The organism is Actinomycetota bacterium, from assembly GCA_014360645.1.
In the GTDB taxonomy this organism is placed as follows: Bacteria; Actinomycetota; Geothermincolia; order Geothermincolales; family RBG-13-55-18; genus Solincola_B.
In genome coordinates this window covers 49646-64937 of record JACIXD010000009.1, presented here as the reverse complement: position 1 = coordinate 64937, position 15292 = coordinate 49646, and the positions used below count along the sequence as shown (strand labels likewise).

At 66.3% G+C, this 15292-nt stretch carries 11 protein-coding genes; 5 read left to right on the top strand and 6 right to left on the bottom strand.

The window, feature by feature from the left end; translation table 11 throughout:
- Positions 1 to 197: 197 nt before the first annotated feature.
- Positions 198 to 1373 (bottom strand): NADH:flavin oxidoreductase, encoded by a 1176-nt coding sequence (locus H5T74_09295; GenBank protein ID MBC7230567.1) that lies wholly within the window; start codon positions 1371 to 1373, stop codon positions 198 to 200.
- Between the two features lie 323 nt (positions 1374 to 1696).
- On the bottom strand, positions 1697 to 3157 hold the full coding sequence (locus H5T74_09290) for an acyl-CoA/acyl-ACP dehydrogenase (protein ID MBC7230566.1): 1461 nt from the start codon (positions 3155 to 3157) through the stop codon (positions 1697 to 1699).
- A 514-nt stretch (positions 3158 to 3671) separates the two neighbouring features.
- On the opposite strand from H5T74_09290, the gene H5T74_09285 reads away from it, so the two are divergent.
- The 5 genes from H5T74_09285 (at position 3672) to H5T74_09265 (ending at position 10365) form a co-directional block, all read left to right on the top strand.
- On the top strand, positions 3672 to 4796 hold the full coding sequence (locus tag H5T74_09285) for a hypothetical protein (protein MBC7230565.1): 1125 nt from the start codon (positions 3672 to 3674) through the stop codon (positions 4794 to 4796).
- 433 nt (positions 4797 to 5229) lie between these two features.
- On the top strand, positions 5230 to 6372 hold the full coding sequence (locus tag H5T74_09280; protein ID MBC7230564.1) for a hypothetical protein: 1143 nt from the start codon (positions 5230 to 5232) through the stop codon (positions 6370 to 6372).
- A 79-nt stretch (positions 6373 to 6451) separates the two neighbouring features.
- Positions 6452 to 7582, top strand: coding sequence for a hypothetical protein (locus H5T74_09275; GenBank protein ID MBC7230563.1), 1131 nt, complete (start codon positions 6452 to 6454; stop codon positions 7580 to 7582).
- A 433-nt stretch (positions 7583 to 8015) separates the two neighbouring features.
- Positions 8016 to 9158 (top strand): hypothetical protein, encoded by a 1143-nt coding sequence (locus H5T74_09270; GenBank protein MBC7230562.1) that lies wholly within the window; start codon positions 8016 to 8018, stop codon positions 9156 to 9158.
- A 79-nt stretch (positions 9159 to 9237) separates the two neighbouring features.
- A complete protein-coding gene (locus H5T74_09265; protein MBC7230561.1) occupies positions 9238 to 10365 on the top strand; it encodes a hypothetical protein in 1128 nt (375 codons plus the stop codon).
- Here H5T74_09265 and H5T74_09260 read toward each other — a convergent pair.
- The 4 genes from H5T74_09260 to H5T74_09245 all read right to left on the bottom strand — a co-directional run bounded on the left by H5T74_09260 (position 10356) and on the right by H5T74_09245 (position 15204).
- Positions 10356 to 11258 (bottom strand): DMT family transporter, encoded by a 903-nt coding sequence (locus tag H5T74_09260; GenBank protein ID MBC7230560.1) that lies wholly within the window; start codon positions 11256 to 11258, stop codon positions 10356 to 10358. The genes H5T74_09265 and H5T74_09260 overlap by 10 nt on opposite strands.
- A gap of 79 nt (positions 11259 to 11337) precedes the next feature.
- Positions 11338 to 12678: an acetyl-CoA carboxylase biotin carboxylase subunit gene (gene accC, locus H5T74_09255; GenBank protein MBC7230559.1), complete on the bottom strand. Its 1341-nt coding sequence runs from the start codon at positions 12676 to 12678 to the stop codon at positions 11338 to 11340.
- A gap of 3 nt (positions 12679 to 12681) precedes the next feature.
- The gene (locus H5T74_09250) at positions 12682 to 14520 is read right to left on the bottom strand and encodes a pyruvate/oxaloacetate carboxyltransferase (GenBank protein MBC7230558.1); all 1839 of its coding nucleotides are present in this window, start codon (positions 14518 to 14520) and stop codon (positions 12682 to 12684) included.
- 99 nt (positions 14521 to 14619) lie between these two features.
- A complete protein-coding gene (locus tag H5T74_09245; GenBank protein ID MBC7230557.1) occupies positions 14620 to 15204 on the bottom strand; it encodes a biotin transporter BioY in 585 nt (194 codons plus the stop codon).
- Positions 15205 to 15292: the final 88 nt, after the last annotated feature.

The window sequence follows — 15292 nt, the reverse complement described above, 5'->3', positions numbered from 1 at the left end:
CTCGTGATGCGCGATCTTGTCCGCGGCGGGCGAGCAACGCCGACCCGCGCTAAGGATGAGCCGTACGATCCGGCCGTCCCGTGACCGTTCACACGGTGTGACCGGGCTTCTACATGCCCGTTCACGTGCCGGGCCCCCGTCCTCCGTCATCCGCCGTCTCCCGATCCTCGTCTCCTCATCCCGGCTCCCGACCACGGTCAGGCGCGGCAGCGCAGCGGCCTGCGGTGCACGATCTCCGCAAAGCACCTGTTGCATGAAATGCAGGAGGAGGCGTCGGCGGAGCCCTCCCTGAACTTCCTCACCAGCGAAGGCTCCCTCACCAATGGTCGGCTGAGGGCCACGAAGTCCGCCTTACCGCTCTCCACCACCTCTTCCATGTGCGCCAGGCGACGCAGCCCGCCCACCAGTATGAAAGGGACGTCGCCGATGGCCGCCCTGATCACCTCCGCGTCCCGCAGGTTGTAGCCCTCCTCGAAATCGAACTTGCCCACCATGCGCCGGAAGGCCACCCAGGCTGCGGGTTTCTGCCAGGCGGGCAGGTCGCGCACCAGTTCCCTCACCGGCACCCCTCCGCGCCAGATATGCCAACCCGAATAGGTGGTGCAGCCCGAGGCTATCTCCAATGCGTCCATCCCCAGTTCCGCCATCCAGGCCGCGTACCTGGCCGCCAGGGGAGCGGTCATCCCCTCGCCAGGAGTGTAGTCGTTGGCGGTGAGTTTGACGGTCATGGCCATCCCCGGCATGAGGTTCCTCCTTACCTCCAGGAGCACCTCACGCACGAGCCGGAAGCGCTTTTCGTCCGTGCCCCCCCACTCGTCGCGGCGGCGGTTGAAGTAGGGGGAGAGGAACTCGTTGAGCAGATACCCTCCGGAGGCGGCGACGTGCACTCCGTCCGCCCCGGCCTCCGATGCCCGCCGCGCCGCTGCGCCGAAGGCCCTTACCGCCTCTCGTATCTCGTCCTCGCTCATGGCCCTGGCGCGGTTGAGGTACATGGGGTTGATGCCGGTGCGCGACGGGGCCAGGGGAGGGCGCCCGATGGCCTGGCGGTTGGTCTGAGCGCCTGCGTGCAGGAGCTGGAAAAAGATCTTCGCCCCCCCGTCGTGGACCGTGTCGACCAGCTTTTTCAGGCCGGGAACCATGGCGTCGTCGTGGATGCCGATGGCGCGACCCGGCACGTCGCCCAGGGGATGCACGATCATGATGCCGGGGATGATCAACCCCAGTTCCTCGCGGGCCAGGCGCGCGTAGCGGCGCAGCAGCATCTCGGACACCCTGCCGTCCTCTTCCGCCATGCTCTCGTAGGTGGCGGCGTGCACAAAGCGGTTCCTGATCTCCACCTCTCCTATCCTGCCGGGGGTAAAGAGCACCGACATTTCACACCTCCTTGTCCGGACGCCGTGGGCGGCTGGAAAGCCCGCGCGATCCCGAGCATGCGTACGGGCTCACGGTGCTCCTCTCGCCCTCCGCCTTGCGGGCGCGGGGCGAATACCCGCGCGTCTCCATGCATACCGGCTCCGGCGCTAGGGAAGAGGGGCCGCGCGCCCCGTGGGCCGTTGCCGGCGATCCGTCCCATGCTCTGGCCGGCACCCCATCTGCTGTCCAGCGGCGGAAGGGTCGCTTTCCGGCGCTCGCGATGCGGAGGGCGGAGGCGGTGCCCGGGCGACCTGAACCCCAGGTCCTCATCACGTCACCTCCCTCACCGCGGTCGCGGCAGCTCCACCCTGAGGTCGCCGCCGATCTCGATGTCGTGATAGGTGAGCCGGTTCAACTGGTTGGTGCCCTCGTAGATCTGGGTAACCTTGGCGTCGCGGTAGCACTTCTCCACCCAGCGTCTCTCCTCGCTCCCGTCCGCCCCCATGAGTTCCAGGGCTCTCGAGGCCACCGCCACCGCGTTGTCGGTGCAGGCGAACTTCGCCAGCGAGGCCAGGGCGAGGAGCCTGGTCATCTCGTCCTCGCTCACCAGCATGCGCAGCAGGCGCGCGGCCGTGGCCTTGCCGTGGCGGGAATGGAGGTAGGCCTGGTAAGGCCTGGAAATCCGCACCTCCCTGGGGAGCGCGAAGATGGCCTTCATCAGCGGGTTGACCAGGAGCCTGCCGAAGACGGCGTCACCGGTCAGGCTGTGGTTGAGCACCAGCCCCCGGGATTCCTGGACCGCCGCCACCATGTCGGCCGCGGCCATGCGGATGTGCTGTTCGTCAAGGGGCCTGGAGCCGTTCCTCCGCTCCCTGGCCCAGGCGAGGAAGTGCCGGCAGACGCCGCGCGCTATGCCCGTCCCCACCGCGCCCACCGGTCCGCGGGAGGCGGCCATGATGGTGAGGATGCCGGTGGACATACCGTCGCCCTCGTAGCCCATGACGTGGGTGTCCGGGACGAAGACGTCCTCGAAGAGTATCTCCGCGGCGTGACAGGCGCGCTGGCCCATCTTGGGCTCCACCCTGGGCACCGAGAAACCCTCCATGTCCCGGTGAACCAGGAAGACAGTCCAGGTCTCGAGGGGACGCTCGCGGTCCGTGGCCGCGCACACGGTGAGGTACTTCGCCTCCTTCCCCCCGGAGATGAAGCACTTGCGGCCGTTGAGCAGGTAACCGCCCCGGACCTTCCTCGCCTCCATGCCGATCCTCGCCCGGGCGAGAAAACGCGGCTCCTCCACGTCGGTCCCGGCAGAGGGCTCGGTAATGGCGTAGGCCATGAGCACCGGCTCGCCCCTCTTCTCCCCCTCCAGCATCTCGTGCAGCACCGTGTCCCAGTGCGGCATGCCGCCGGGGGTGAGCATGGGGGAGGCGCCCAGGCTGGAGGCGGCGATCATGTTCCCGATCCCGGCGCAGGTCGAGCACAACTCCTCGAAGGCCAATGAGCCCGCGGTGAGCATGTACCTTCCCGCCAGGCCTCCCATAACGGCGGGAATGACCAGGCTGAAGAGACGGTACCGGCATGCGGCGCGGGCTAGGTCCCAGTCGAAGTATTCGGGGTCTTTTTCCATGCGGGAGTCGAGCTCCAGCGCCACGGGCTCCGCGTGCAGGCGGTTGAACTCCGCGCAGCTCTCCACGATACGCAGGATCTCGTCCACCCCTCGTGGATCGTGCCTGCGCAGGCTCATCAGGACCGGGACCTCGCGCAGCAGCCTGCTGCCCGTCTCGCTCAGGCGTTCGTCGCTCATCTTCCCTCCCCCCTGTCGTGGCGGGATGGTCCCCGCCCGCTGACCCATCCGGCCCGGGTGCCGTGTGTCACCGAGCTATCGGAAAGGAGGGGAGAACGGTAGGTCTCGGCGACTTTACCGTACCCCCCACCTCGCGCCGGGTCTTCCCTTTCGGCAGGAGGCATCTCCCCGCAACGCGCCCTGTCATGGCAGGAAGAGGAAGATGGACGAAGCCGCAGCGTTCTTGACCTGTTTTCCGGGGACGCCATCGGATGCCTCGCCCTCCCTGCCAAACCCCTCCTGGGGGCTATTCTACCACAAGGAAACGGCCGGGCGGGCGCCCCCGCAGCGCCGGCGTCACTGCGCGCGGAGGCGGGGGAGGACGCCGATTGTTTCCGCGCGGAGCCAGGCACGGGTCCGGGTGTCGCTGAAGGACGGCCTCGTCCTTTCCGAGAATAAGAATAATAGGAGTGGAGAGGATGTCGAGGCCTGCCTTCCGACCGGGACAAAGAGGCGACCGGAGGAGGGATGGCGCATGATAGAGACCTGTGCCGAATGCGTGGTTCCCCTCATGGTGAGCAGGGAACTCAACTGGGAGAGCAACGGCGTCATCTCCCTTGCCGCTTCTCCCCGCAACCGCATGGTCTTTTTCGAGTCCGAGACCATCGACCGCGTCATCAGGGGCATCGAGGAGCTCATTGGCGTGCCCGTCGAGCGCATGGTCATAGAGAGCAGGAGCCGCGAGACCCGGCGCTACATCGAGAGGGCCTTTCCCCCGGAGGTGCGCGGGATCATCGACGGATCGGATTCGGGCTTGGAGGAGCGCATGGCGCGCATGACCCCCGAGGAGCGGGAGACCCTCCTGGCCACCATGAGGGTCATCACCCGGAACATCATGGACATCGCGAAGAACTACGGTTACGGCGAGCAGATGATGAGCGAGCTCTGGGAGGAGGGGGCGGATTTCCCCTGGCGGGTGCAGAAGGTGCGGAACCCCTACTCCATCCTCTTCCTCGCCGCGGACAACCTGGGATCGGTGGAGGCCTTCGAGGGCATCGAGATGCAGGTGAGGTACGAGAAGACGGGCGAGGACACCTACCGCACGGAGGTCTTTCCGGGAGAACACGCGCTGGAGCTGAGGGAACGCCTTAAGCGCAGGCGCTATGACTTCAAGCCGGGCGATGTGGATTATAAGCGCTGCCCGCAGTGCGGAATCCCCCTGGCGGTGGCCAGGCAGAGGTGGGACGTCGAGGCCGGCACCATCACCGACCCCGATACGGGGAGGAGGACGGCCATCTTCGGCCCCTTTTCCGCCGACGCGGTTTTCGACGACCTGGAGTACGAGTTGGGGGAGGCCATACCCGAGACGGTGATCGAGGCCACGCGGCGCTATATCCGTTCCGCCTGGAACACGGAGAACTGGAACCTCGACGGTCTCACCTTCCAGCAGATGATCGCCGTGCGCGGCCTGGGGTACCTCGCGCGCTTCGAGGGAGACCGGCACGGCCTGGAGATGCTGGTCCAGAACGCGTGTCTGCACCTCCCCATGGTGGGGACGGTTCAGGCCCTGGTGGAGATGGCCTACCGCGTGGAGAGCTCCACCTGCGAGTGGGAGCTCGCGGACGACGGCGACCTCTCCATCGCGGTTCGGATAGCATAGGCTTGGGAGCGGAGGGCCTTCCGCGCTGCCCGCGGCGCAGGCAGAAAGGAGTGCCCAAGCGAACCCTCTCTCCGGGTCCGGAAAAGCGCTTCCTCCTCTCCTCGCGGCGGCAGGCGACTCCGGCGAACTCACGCCGCCGGCCTGAGGCCTGACCCCTCCTTCTTCCCACCGCGCGGCGGGCGTCGGTCCGCCCAGATGACCGCAAACCACCATCTCCCCGGGGAGATCTCGCCGCACGGAGATTCTGGATATCGCACTATATCTTTCTCCTTCCAACCCCATCTTCCAGGACCGCGTACCTGCGCTTTCCGCGGCGCTCATCTCGGGGCCACGCCGGCACGGGGTGGGACAAGGGTCCCGGGGCCCGATCCTTCCCCGCGCTCAAGTCCGCCGCGCCGCAAGGCGAAAATATCAAGTGCAGAGATCGCGATCGATGGAGGTAGCCATGGCGGACGTGGAGCGTTGTGCGCGGTGCGGAGTGCCCCTCATGATCTCCCGGGAGCTGGAATGGGGGAACAACGGGGTCATCACCCTCAAGAGGTCTCCCGCCAACCGCATGATCCTGTACGAGTCGCGGGTCATAGACAACCTCTTCCGCGGCATCGAGGAGCTCATCGGGCTGCCCATCGAGCACATCGTCATCGAGAGCCGCAGGCGCGAGGTGAAGAAGTACATCCAGCGCTCCCTGCCCCCGGAGGTGAGGGAGATGATCGCGAGCGCCCGGGACGCCTACAAGGAGGGGATAACCGGAAGAGACCCCGCCGGCGAGAAGGTCCTGCGAGAGATCACCAGGACGATCACCCGGGAGATCATAGAGATCGGCAGGATATACGGCTACGGGGACTCCCGGCCCGGAGACACCTGGGAGATGGGAGATCCCTTCCCCTGGCGGTCGAACGTGGTGCGCAATCCCTATTCCGTACCCTTCTGGGCCGCGGACGCCCTGGGATCCAACGAGGCCGTCGAAGGGATAGACCAGTGGGTGCGCTACGAGCGGCTCGACGAAGACACCTATCTCTTCGTGACCTATCCCGCCGGGCATCCCCTGGAGCTGAAGGAGAGGTTGAAGCGAAGGCGCTATTCCTTCAAGCCTGGGGAGATCGTCTTTGAGCGCTGCGAGGGATGCGGCCTGCCGGCCGAGCTGGCGCGCTACGAGTGGAAACCCGAGCAGGGCATCATCAACGACCCCGATTACGGGTGGAGGATGGCCATCTACGGGCCTTCGGCCCTGGAGGTGGTGCTGGAAGACCTGCAGGCCGAGCTGGGGGAGGAGGTCCCCGCCGCGGTGATCGAGGCGGAGAGGAGGTTCGTGAAGGAAAGAGCGCGCCGGCGTGACTGGAGGAGGGGCAGGACCACCTTCAACCGCCTCTCGGCGCTCCGGGGCATGGGAAACGTCACCCGCTTCGAGGCGGACGAAAAGCATCTCTCCCTCACCATCGAGAACGCCTGCCTGCCGCTGCTCATGGTGGGCATGGCCCAGGCCATCTACGAGCTGGCCCTCAACAGGGAGAGCTCGAGATATGAATACCATTTCGCCGACGACGGCGACCTCTCCATCGAGGTGAGGGTGGATTGACGCCGCCGCTCCTCACCCCGGGCTCCGCAGGCCGGGGGAACCATGAGGGGAGTTTGAGGCAAGGGATAGGGAGGAGAGCGTGGAGGAGATCGAGCTCTGTGCGCGGTGCGGGGTGCCCACGCTGATCGGGCGCGAACTGCGCTGGGGAGACAACGGCGTGATCACCCTTGCGGACTCCCCCCGCAACCGCATGGTCTTTTTCGAGTCCGAGACCATCGACCGCGTCATCAGGGGCATCGAGGAGCTCATCGGCGTGCCCGTCGAGCGCATGGTCATAGAGAGCAGGAGCCGCGAGACCCGGCGCTACATCGAGAGGGCCTTTCCCCCGGAGGTGCGCGGGATCATCGACGGATCGGATTCGGGCTTGGAGGAGCGCATGGCGCGCATGACCCCCGAGGAGCGGGAGACCCTCCTGGCCACCATGAGGGTCATCACCCGGAACATCATGGACATCGCGAAGAACTACGGTTACGGCGAGCAGATGATGAGCGAGCTCTGGGAGGAGGGGGCGGATTTCCCCTGGCGGGTGCAGAAGGTGCGGAACCCCTACTCCATCCTCTTCCTCGCCGCGGACAACCTGGGATCGGTGGAGGCCTTCGAGGGCATCGAGATGCAGGTGAGGTACGAGAAGACGGGCGAGGACACCTACCGCACGGAGGTCTTTCCGGGAGAACACGCGCTGGAGCTGAGGGAACGCCTTAAGCGCAGGCGCTATGACTTCAAGCCGGGCGATGTGGATTATAAGCGCTGCCCGCAGTGCGGAATCCCCCTGGCGGTGGCCAGGCAGAGGTGGGACGTCGAGGCCGGCACCATCACCGACCCCGATACGGGGAGGAGGACGGCCATCTTCGGCCCCTTTTCCGCCGACGCGGTTTTCGACGACCTGGAGTACGAGTTGGGGGAGGCCATACCCGAGACGGTGATCGAGGCCACGCGGCGCTATATCCGTTCCGCCTGGAACACGGAGAACTGGAACCTCGACGGTCTCACCTTCCAGCAGATGATCGCCGTGCGCGGCCTGGGGTACCTCGCGCGCTTCGAGGGAGACCGGCACGGCCTGGAGATGCTGGTCCAGAACGCGTGTCTGCACCTCCCCATGGTGGGGACGGTTCAGGCCCTGGTGGAGATGGCCTACCGCGTGGAGAGCTCCACCTGCGAGTGGGAGCTCGCGGACGACGGCGACCTCTCCATCGCGGTTCGGATAGCATAGGCTTGGGAGCGGAGGGCCTTCCGCGCTGCCCGCGGCGCAGGCAGAAAGGAGTGCCCAAGCGAACCCTCTCTCCGGGTCCGGAAAAGCGCTTCCTCCTCTCCTCGCGGCGGCAGGCGACTCCGGCGAACTCACGCCGCCGGCCTGAGGCCTGACCCCTCCTTCTTCCCACCGCGCGGCGGGCGTCGGTCCGCCCAGATGACCGCAAACCACCATCTCCCCGGGGAGATCTCGCCGCACGGAGATTCTGGATATCGCACTATATCTTTCTCCTTCCAACCCCATCTTCCAGGACCGCGTACCTGCGCTTTCCGCGGCGCTCATCTCGGGGCCACGCCGGCACGGGGTGGGACAAGGGTCCCGGGGCCCGATCCTTCCCCGCGCTCAAGTCCGCCGCGCCGCAAGGCGAAAATATCAAGTGCAGAGATCGCGATCGATGGAGGTAGCCATGGCGGACGTGGAGCGTTGTGCGCGGTGCGGAGTGCCCCTCATGATCTCCCGGGAGCTGGAATGGGGGAACAACGGGGTCATCACCCTCAAGAGGTCTCCCGCCAACCGCATGATCCTGTACGAGTCGCGGGTCATAGACAACCTCTTCCGCGGCATCGAGGAGCTCATCGGGCTGCCCATCGAGCACATCGTCATCGAGAGCCGCAGGCGCGAGGTGAAGAAGTACATCCAGCGCTCCCTGCCCCCGGAGGTGAGGGAGATGATCGCGAGCGCCCGGGACGCCTACAAGGAGGGGATAACCGGAAGAGACCCCGCCGGCGAGAAGGTCCTGCGAGAGATCACCAGGACGATCACCCGGGAGATCATAGAGATCGGCAGGATATACGGCTACGGGGACTCCCGGCCCGGAGACACCTGGGAGATGGGAGATCCCTTCCCCTGGCGGTCGAACGTGGTGCGCAATCCCTATTCCGTACCCTTCTGGGCCGCGGACGCCCTGGGATCCAACGAGGCCGTCGAAGGGATAGACCAGTGGGTGCGCTACGAGCGGCTCGACGAAGACACCTATCTCTTCGTGACCTATCCCGCCGGGCATCCCCTGGAGCTGAAGGAGAGGTTGAAGCGAAGGCGCTATTCCTTCAAGCCTGGGGAGATCGTCTTTGAGCGCTGCGAGGGATGCGGCCTGCCGGCCGAGCTGGCGCGCTACGAGTGGAAACCCGAGCAGGGCATCATCAACGACCCCGATTACGGGTGGAGGATGGCCATCTACGGGCCTTCGGCCCTGGAGGTGGTGCTGGAAGACCTGCAGGCCGAGCTGGGGGAGGAGGTCCCCGCCGCGGTGATCGAGGCGGAGAGGAGGTTCGTGAAGGAAAGAGCGCGCCGGCGTGACTGGAGGAGGGGCAGGACCACCTTCAACCGCCTCTCGGCGCTCCGGGGCATGGGAAACGTCACCCGCTTCGAGGCGGACGAAAAGCATCTCTCCCTCACCATCGAGAACGCCTGCCTGCCGCTGCTCATGGTGGGCATGGCCCAGGCCATCTACGAGCTGGCCCTCAACAGGGAGAGCTCGAGATATGAATACCATTTCGCCGACGACGGCGACCTCTCCATCGAGGTGAGGGTGGATTGACGCCGCCGCTCCTCACCCCGGGCTCCGCAGGCCGGGGGAACCATGAGGGGAGTTTGAGGCAAGGGATAGGGAGGAGAGCGTGGAGGAGATCGAGCTCTGTGCGCGGTGCGGGGTGCCCACGCTGATCGGGCGCGAACTGCGCTGGGGAGACAACGGCGTGATCACCCTTGCGGACTCCCCCCGCAACCGCATGGTCTTCTTCGAATCCAACGTCATCGACAACATCTTCGCGGGCATGCGGGAGATGCTCGGGAAGCCCGTGGAGCCCATGGTCATCGAGAGCCGCAGGAGGGAGACCAGGCGCTTCATCGAGAGGAGCTTCCCTTTCGAGGTGAGGAACACCCTCCTCATAGGCGACGCCGACCCCATTCGCGGCGGTTCGCCGTTCACGAAGGTGATGGCGAAAGCCCTGCACAGGCTGCGCAGGGAGTTGAGCCAGAGGGTGGTCAACATGGGGAAGGTCTTCGGTTACGGAGACATCGTCCTCGGCGAGGGCTGGGAGAGGGGTTACGAGTACCCCTGGCGCAGCTTCGTGGTGCGCCACCCCTACTCGCTCCCCCTGTGGATGGCCGACGTGCTGGGCACGGTGGAGGCCTTCGAGGGCATGGACATGCGCGTGGAGAGCAGGGAGACGGGCGAGGACGAATACCTGGTGGAGGTACGGCCCGGAGCCCACGAGCTCGAGCTGAGCGGCAAGCTGCGGCGCAGGAGGTATGACTTCAAGCCCGGCGACCTCGCCTACGAGCGCTGTCCGGAATGCGGGGTACCCGAGGACGTGGCGCGCTACCGCTGGGATCTCCGGAAGGGGACGATCATCGCCGCCGATACCTCGCGCCGGGTGGCCGTCCTGGGCTCGCAGGCCATCGACGCCGTTTTCGGGGACCTGGAGGAGGAGTTCGGGCCGCGGGTCTTCGAGACGTCCATCGAGGCCCAGCGGCGCTACGTGAAGTCCCGGGTGGACAGGGAGGCGGTGTCGCGCATCGCGCCCTCCCTTCCCGCCCTCACCGCCCTGCGCGGCCTGGGTTATGTGGCGCGCGTGGAGGGCGGCAGGGGGAAGCTGGAGCTTTCCATCCGCAACGCGTGCATGCCCTACATGCTGGTGGGCATGGCCAAGGGCCTTTACGAGCTGCTCGCGGGGCTCGAGTCATCCCGGCACCAGTGGGAGGCGCTCCCGGACGGAGACCTGAACCTGGCCATCTATGCCTGAGGGCCCTCGGGGGCGGGGCCGTTACCGGACCAGGCGCGGTGCATGACCAGTGCGCCGGCGGCGATGATCAGCGCGCCCCCCGCCAGGTCCTGCCACCCCGGCCGTTCACCCAGGAAGGCGAGCCCGAAGAGCACCGCGCTCAGAGGCTCGAGATAGGCGATGATCCCCACGTGCTGTGCCTTCACCCTCTTGACCGCGTGCACGTAGACCAGCCCGGCGAACGCCGTGTGCACCGTCCCCAGCACCATGAGGGAGACCCAGCCGCCCGCGGTGACCTGGAAATCCCGGAAGGCGCAGAAGGGCAGGAGGAGCAGGGCGTTCACCCCCGTTTGGTAGAAGGTGATGGTGAGAGAGGGGGTGTCCCGGCGCAGCTTCTTCAGGATGATGAGGAGGAAGGCGTAGCTCGCCGCCGCGGTGAGGGCGTAGGCGATGCCGGGGCCGCTGAGGGCGGCGCCTTCCTCCTGGCCCGTGAGGGCGACGAGGAACATCCCCCCCACGGCGAGGGCCAGGGCCAGCACGGTGGTGGCCTCCAGCCTTTCCCTCAACAGCAGGGGGGCCAGGATGGCCACGAACACGGGGGCCAGGTAGGTGATGAACTCCGCGTCGCCGATGGACAGGTTGTTCAGCGCCTTCAGGAAGATCACCCAGTGGAAGGTGAGGAGGGCGCCGCTGGCGAGGAGGAGGAGGGGATGCCTGCCGGGATGGAGCTGCTCCCGCTTCCCGCTCGCCAGGATCACCGCGGTGAGGAAGCAGAGGCTGATGACGGAGCGCATGAAGACCACGAAATACTCCCTGCCTGGAAGATCCACCCAGCGCAGGAACACCCCCACCGATCCCCATAGTACCGCCGCGCCCGCGATTAGCAGGTAATCTGCCCTGCTGCTGGAATCCACCTGGCTCGCTCCTTTCCCCGCGCGGGCACTCGCTTGGTCCGTAGTCAAGGCTATATCAAGCGGGGAATGGGAGGCAACATCAGAACATGTCCTGTTCCACCCAGCGGGTGTGGTACCTGCCGGCGATGAAATCGGGGTTCGCCAGCAGGCGCAGGTGGAAGGGGATGAGGGTGGATACGCCCTCGACCTCGAACTCGCGCAGGGCCTGCTCCATGAGGCGCAGGGCCTCGGCGCGGTCACGCCCGTGCACGATGAGCTTGGCGAGGAGGGAATCGTAGTTTGGGGATACGTGGTAGCCCTGGTAGCAGTGGGTGTCCACGCGCACGTGGGGTCCCCCGGGCACCGTCCACCTCTCGATGTAGCCGGGAGTGGGCAGGAAGTCACGGTGGTGGTCCTCGGCGTTGATGCGGCACTCGATGGCGTGGCCCCGCAGCTCCACGTCCTCCTGGCGCAGGGACATGGGCTCGCCCATGGCGTTCCTGATCTGCTCCACTACGATGTCGATGCCGGTGACCATCTCCGTCACGGGGTGCTCTACCTGGACGCGGGCGTTGAACTCCATGAAATAGAAGTCGCCCTCCTCGTCCAGGAGCATCTCGAAGGTGCCGGCGGAGTTGTAGCCGATGGCGGCCGAGCCCCGCACCGCCGCCTCCCCCATCCTGGCGCGCAGCTCGGGCGACACCGCCGGGGAGGGCGCCTCCTCCAACAGCTTCTGGTTGCGTCTCTGGATGGAACACTCCCTCTCGCCCAGGTGGATGACGTTGCCGTGCTCGTCCCCCAGCACCTGTATCTCCACGTGCCGCGCCCTGCGCAGGAACTTCTCCAGGTAGATCTCCTCGGAGCCGAAGGCGTGCCGCGCCTCGGCCTTGACCAGGGGGAGGGCGCGGACCAGCTCCTGGCGGTCGTGGACGACGCGCATGCCCTTGCCCCCGCCTCCCAGGGAGGCCTTGATGAGCACCGGGAACCCGAGCTCATCCGCCACCTTGAGGGCCGCGGACTCGTCGAGGTCGGAGGAGGACACCCCGGGCAGCACCGGGACCCCCGCCTTCTGCATGGCCTCTCGCGCGCGCGCCTTGTTCCCCATGAGGGACATGGCCTCGGGGTCGGGACCGATGAGCTTGATGTCGTTTTCCTCGCAGGCGCGGGCGAACTCCTCGTTCTCCGCCAGGAACCCGTAGCCCGGATGCACGGCGTCCGCTCCGCTGATCTCCGCGGCCCCGATGATGTTCCTGATGTTGAGGTAGGATTCCCCGCTGGCGGCAGGACCCACGCATACCTTCTGGTCCACGTAACGCAGGTGCAGGGCGTCCGCGTCCGCCTTGGAATATATTCCCACGGTCTCCAGCCCCAGCAGGCGGCAAGCCCGCAGCACGCGTAGGGCGATCTCGCCCCGGTTCGCGATGAGTACCCGCTTGAACAAGGCCTATCCTCCCAGGGGTTCGATCTCCATGATCACCTGGTCGTATTCCACCCCCGCGCCGTGCTCGGCCAGGATGCGCTTCACCCGTCCCGCGACGGGAGAGGGGATCTCGTTGAAGAGCTTCATCACCTCTATGAGGCAAAGGGTCTGACCTTCCTCCACCTCGTCGCCCTCCCTGACGTAGGGGTCGGCGCCCGGCGAGGGGGTGGAGTAGAAGGTGCCCACCATGGGGGAGCGCACCATCACCAGGCCCAGCTCCTCGCGCTCCACGGCGGTGGCCGCGCGGCGGGCGGCGGGGGCGGCCGCGCCGGCCGTCTCCGCGTGGACGGGGCTCCCTCCCAGGCTTACGGTCACGGAGAGGTTCTGCAGCGCCTGGCTCACCCCCTCGCTAACCACCGTCGCCAGGCGGTCGGCGAGGTCCTCCAGGGAGGTGCCGTCCAGGAACATGCGCTCTCGCCGCTCCATGGCCTTCTGCGGCGCCTCTTCCTCGATCACCGGGTTCTTCCTCCACTGGAAGAACTTCAGGGCCACGTCCGGGAAGATGGCGTAGGAGATGTAATCCTCCTCCTTCTCCACCAGCTCCGGGTCCAGCTCCCGCTTGGCCTTGGGCAGCTCCGGCTCCAGGAGGTCTGCGGGGCGGCAGGTGATGGGCTCCTCGCCTTTGAGGGCCTTGCGCTTGAGCTCCTCGCCGATGGGCCCGGCGGGGCGTCCGTAATAACCCTTGACGTAGTTCTCGATCTCGCGCGGGATGATCTTGTAGCGCTCTCCCAGCAGCACGTTGAAGACCGCCTGGGTTCCCACCAGCTGGCTGGTAGGTGTGACCAGGGGGGGATAGCCCATGTCCTTCCTCACCACGGGGATCTCCTCCAGCACCTCCTCCAGGCGGTCGAGGGCGTTCTGCTGCTCGAGCTGGGCGATGAGGTTGGTGGCCATGCCCCCGGGGATCTGGTGGGAGATGACGGTGACGTCGATGAGCGGCTGCTCCACACCCATGAGCTTGCGGTTCTTGGACACCACCTCGAAATATTCCGATACGTCGCGGATGGCCTCGAAGTCCAGGTCCGGCTCGTAGGGAGTGCCCTTCAACGAGGCGATCATGGACTCCACCGCCGGCTGGCTGGTGTAGAGGGAGAGAGGGGCGGCGGCGCAGTCCACCACGTCCGCTCCCGCCTCGATGGCTTTGATGTAGGAGAGCGAGGCCATGCCCGTGGAGGCATGGGAGTGGAGCTGGATGGGGACCTCCACCGCTTCCTTGAGCCTGCTCACCAGCTCGAAGGCCACGTAGGGGGCGAGGATCCCCGACATGTCTTTGATGCAGATGGAGTCGGAGCCCATCTCCACCAGTTCTTTGGCCGTCTGCACGAAGTGCTCGATGTCGTGCACGGGGCTGATGGTGTAACAGATGGTCCCCTGGGCGTGGGCTCCCTCGCGCTTGGTGAACTCGATGGCCTTCTGCATGTTGCGGGTGTCGTTGAGGGCGTCGAAGATGCGGATGATGTCCATCCCTCCCGCCACCGCGTGCTTGATGAACTCCTCCAGCACGTCGTCGGCGAAGTTGCGGTAGGCCACGATGTTCTGCCCGCGCAGGAGCATCTGTATCTTGGTGCGCTTGAACTTCTCCCGGATGCGGTAGAGGCGGTCCCAGGGGTCCTCGTTGAGGTAGCGCATGCAAACGTCGAAGGTGGCCCCTCCCCACACCTCCACGGAATAGTACCCCACCTCGTCGATGCGCTCGGCGATGGGAAGGATATCGGTGAGGCGCATGCGCGTGGCCCACAGGGACTGGTGCGCGTCCCTCAAGGTGGTGTCGGTGATCCCGACCCGGTGTTTTCTCTCTTCCATCTTCACCCCTTTGTCCCTGCCTGCGGGGTCTCTTGAGCCCGATGCCTCATATGGCCTTGGTTCCGGCAATGATCGAGCGGGCGGTGCGCGCGCGTTCGGTTACTCCAGGCCGAACCAGCGGCGCGGAAAGGTCCACGCCAGGGCGGCCGCCGTCACCGCTTTCATTATATCGATGAGAATGAACGGCCTGACCCCTAGGCGGTAGGCAAGCAGAGGGCTCTTGCCGCTCGCTCCCAGCCATGCCCCCAGCCAGGAGGTTCCCGCCAGGTAGACGGCCGCGATCCCGGCGGCGCAGGCGAGGGCCAGGATAAGAGCGCGCCGCATGTCCCGTCCGTCCGCCTGACCATCCCGGCCGGCTATCCATCCCGCGGCCGCCGAGGCGAGGAGGAAACCCCATAGGTATCCTGCGGTGGGCCCGAAGAGGACCGCCGGCCCGGCATGCGGGGGAGCGGCGAAGAAGGGGGCGCCGCAGGCTCCCATGGTCAGGTACATGGCCTGGGAGACCGGTCCCCATACCGGTCCCAGGACGAGACCGGAGAGGAGCACGAAAAGGACCTGCATGGTCACCGGCACGGGGGAAAGAGGGATCCTGATGATGGCTCCGATCCCCGTGAGGGCCGCGAAGAGCAGCGCGGCGACCGCCATGGCCCCCGTTTCCGGGACGGCTTTTCCCGATATGCGCATGCTCATCCTTGTTGTCATCGGCCTTTCCCCCTACTGGAGTTTGCTATATTTGTAATGGAAAAGGGCCCCGGTGTCAAGGCGGAAATGA

What these genes read in the sequence shown, in the direction of transcription:
- H5T74_09295 (MBC7230567.1), bottom strand. Translation starts at nt 1,373, where the DNA reads ATGTCGGTGCTCTTTACCCCCGGCAGGATAGGAGAGGTGGAGATCAGG.
- H5T74_09290 (MBC7230566.1), bottom strand. Translation starts at nt 3,157, where the DNA reads ATGAGCGACGAACGCCTGAGCGAGACGGGCAGCAGGCTGCTGCGCGAG.
- H5T74_09285 (MBC7230565.1), top strand. Translation starts at nt 3,672, where the DNA reads ATGATAGAGACCTGTGCCGAATGCGTGGTTCCCCTCATGGTGAGCAGG.
- H5T74_09280 (MBC7230564.1), top strand. Translation starts at nt 5,230, where the DNA reads ATGGAGGTAGCCATGGCGGACGTGGAGCGTTGTGCGCGGTGCGGAGTG.
- H5T74_09270 (MBC7230562.1), top strand. Translation starts at nt 8,016, where the DNA reads ATGGAGGTAGCCATGGCGGACGTGGAGCGTTGTGCGCGGTGCGGAGTG.
- H5T74_09250 (MBC7230558.1), bottom strand. Translation starts at nt 14,520, where the DNA reads ATGGAAGAGAGAAAACACCGGGTCGGGATCACCGACACCACCTTGAGG.
- H5T74_09245 (MBC7230557.1), bottom strand. Translation starts at nt 15,204, where the DNA reads ATGCGCATATCGGGAAAAGCCGTCCCGGAAACGGGGGCCATGGCGGTC.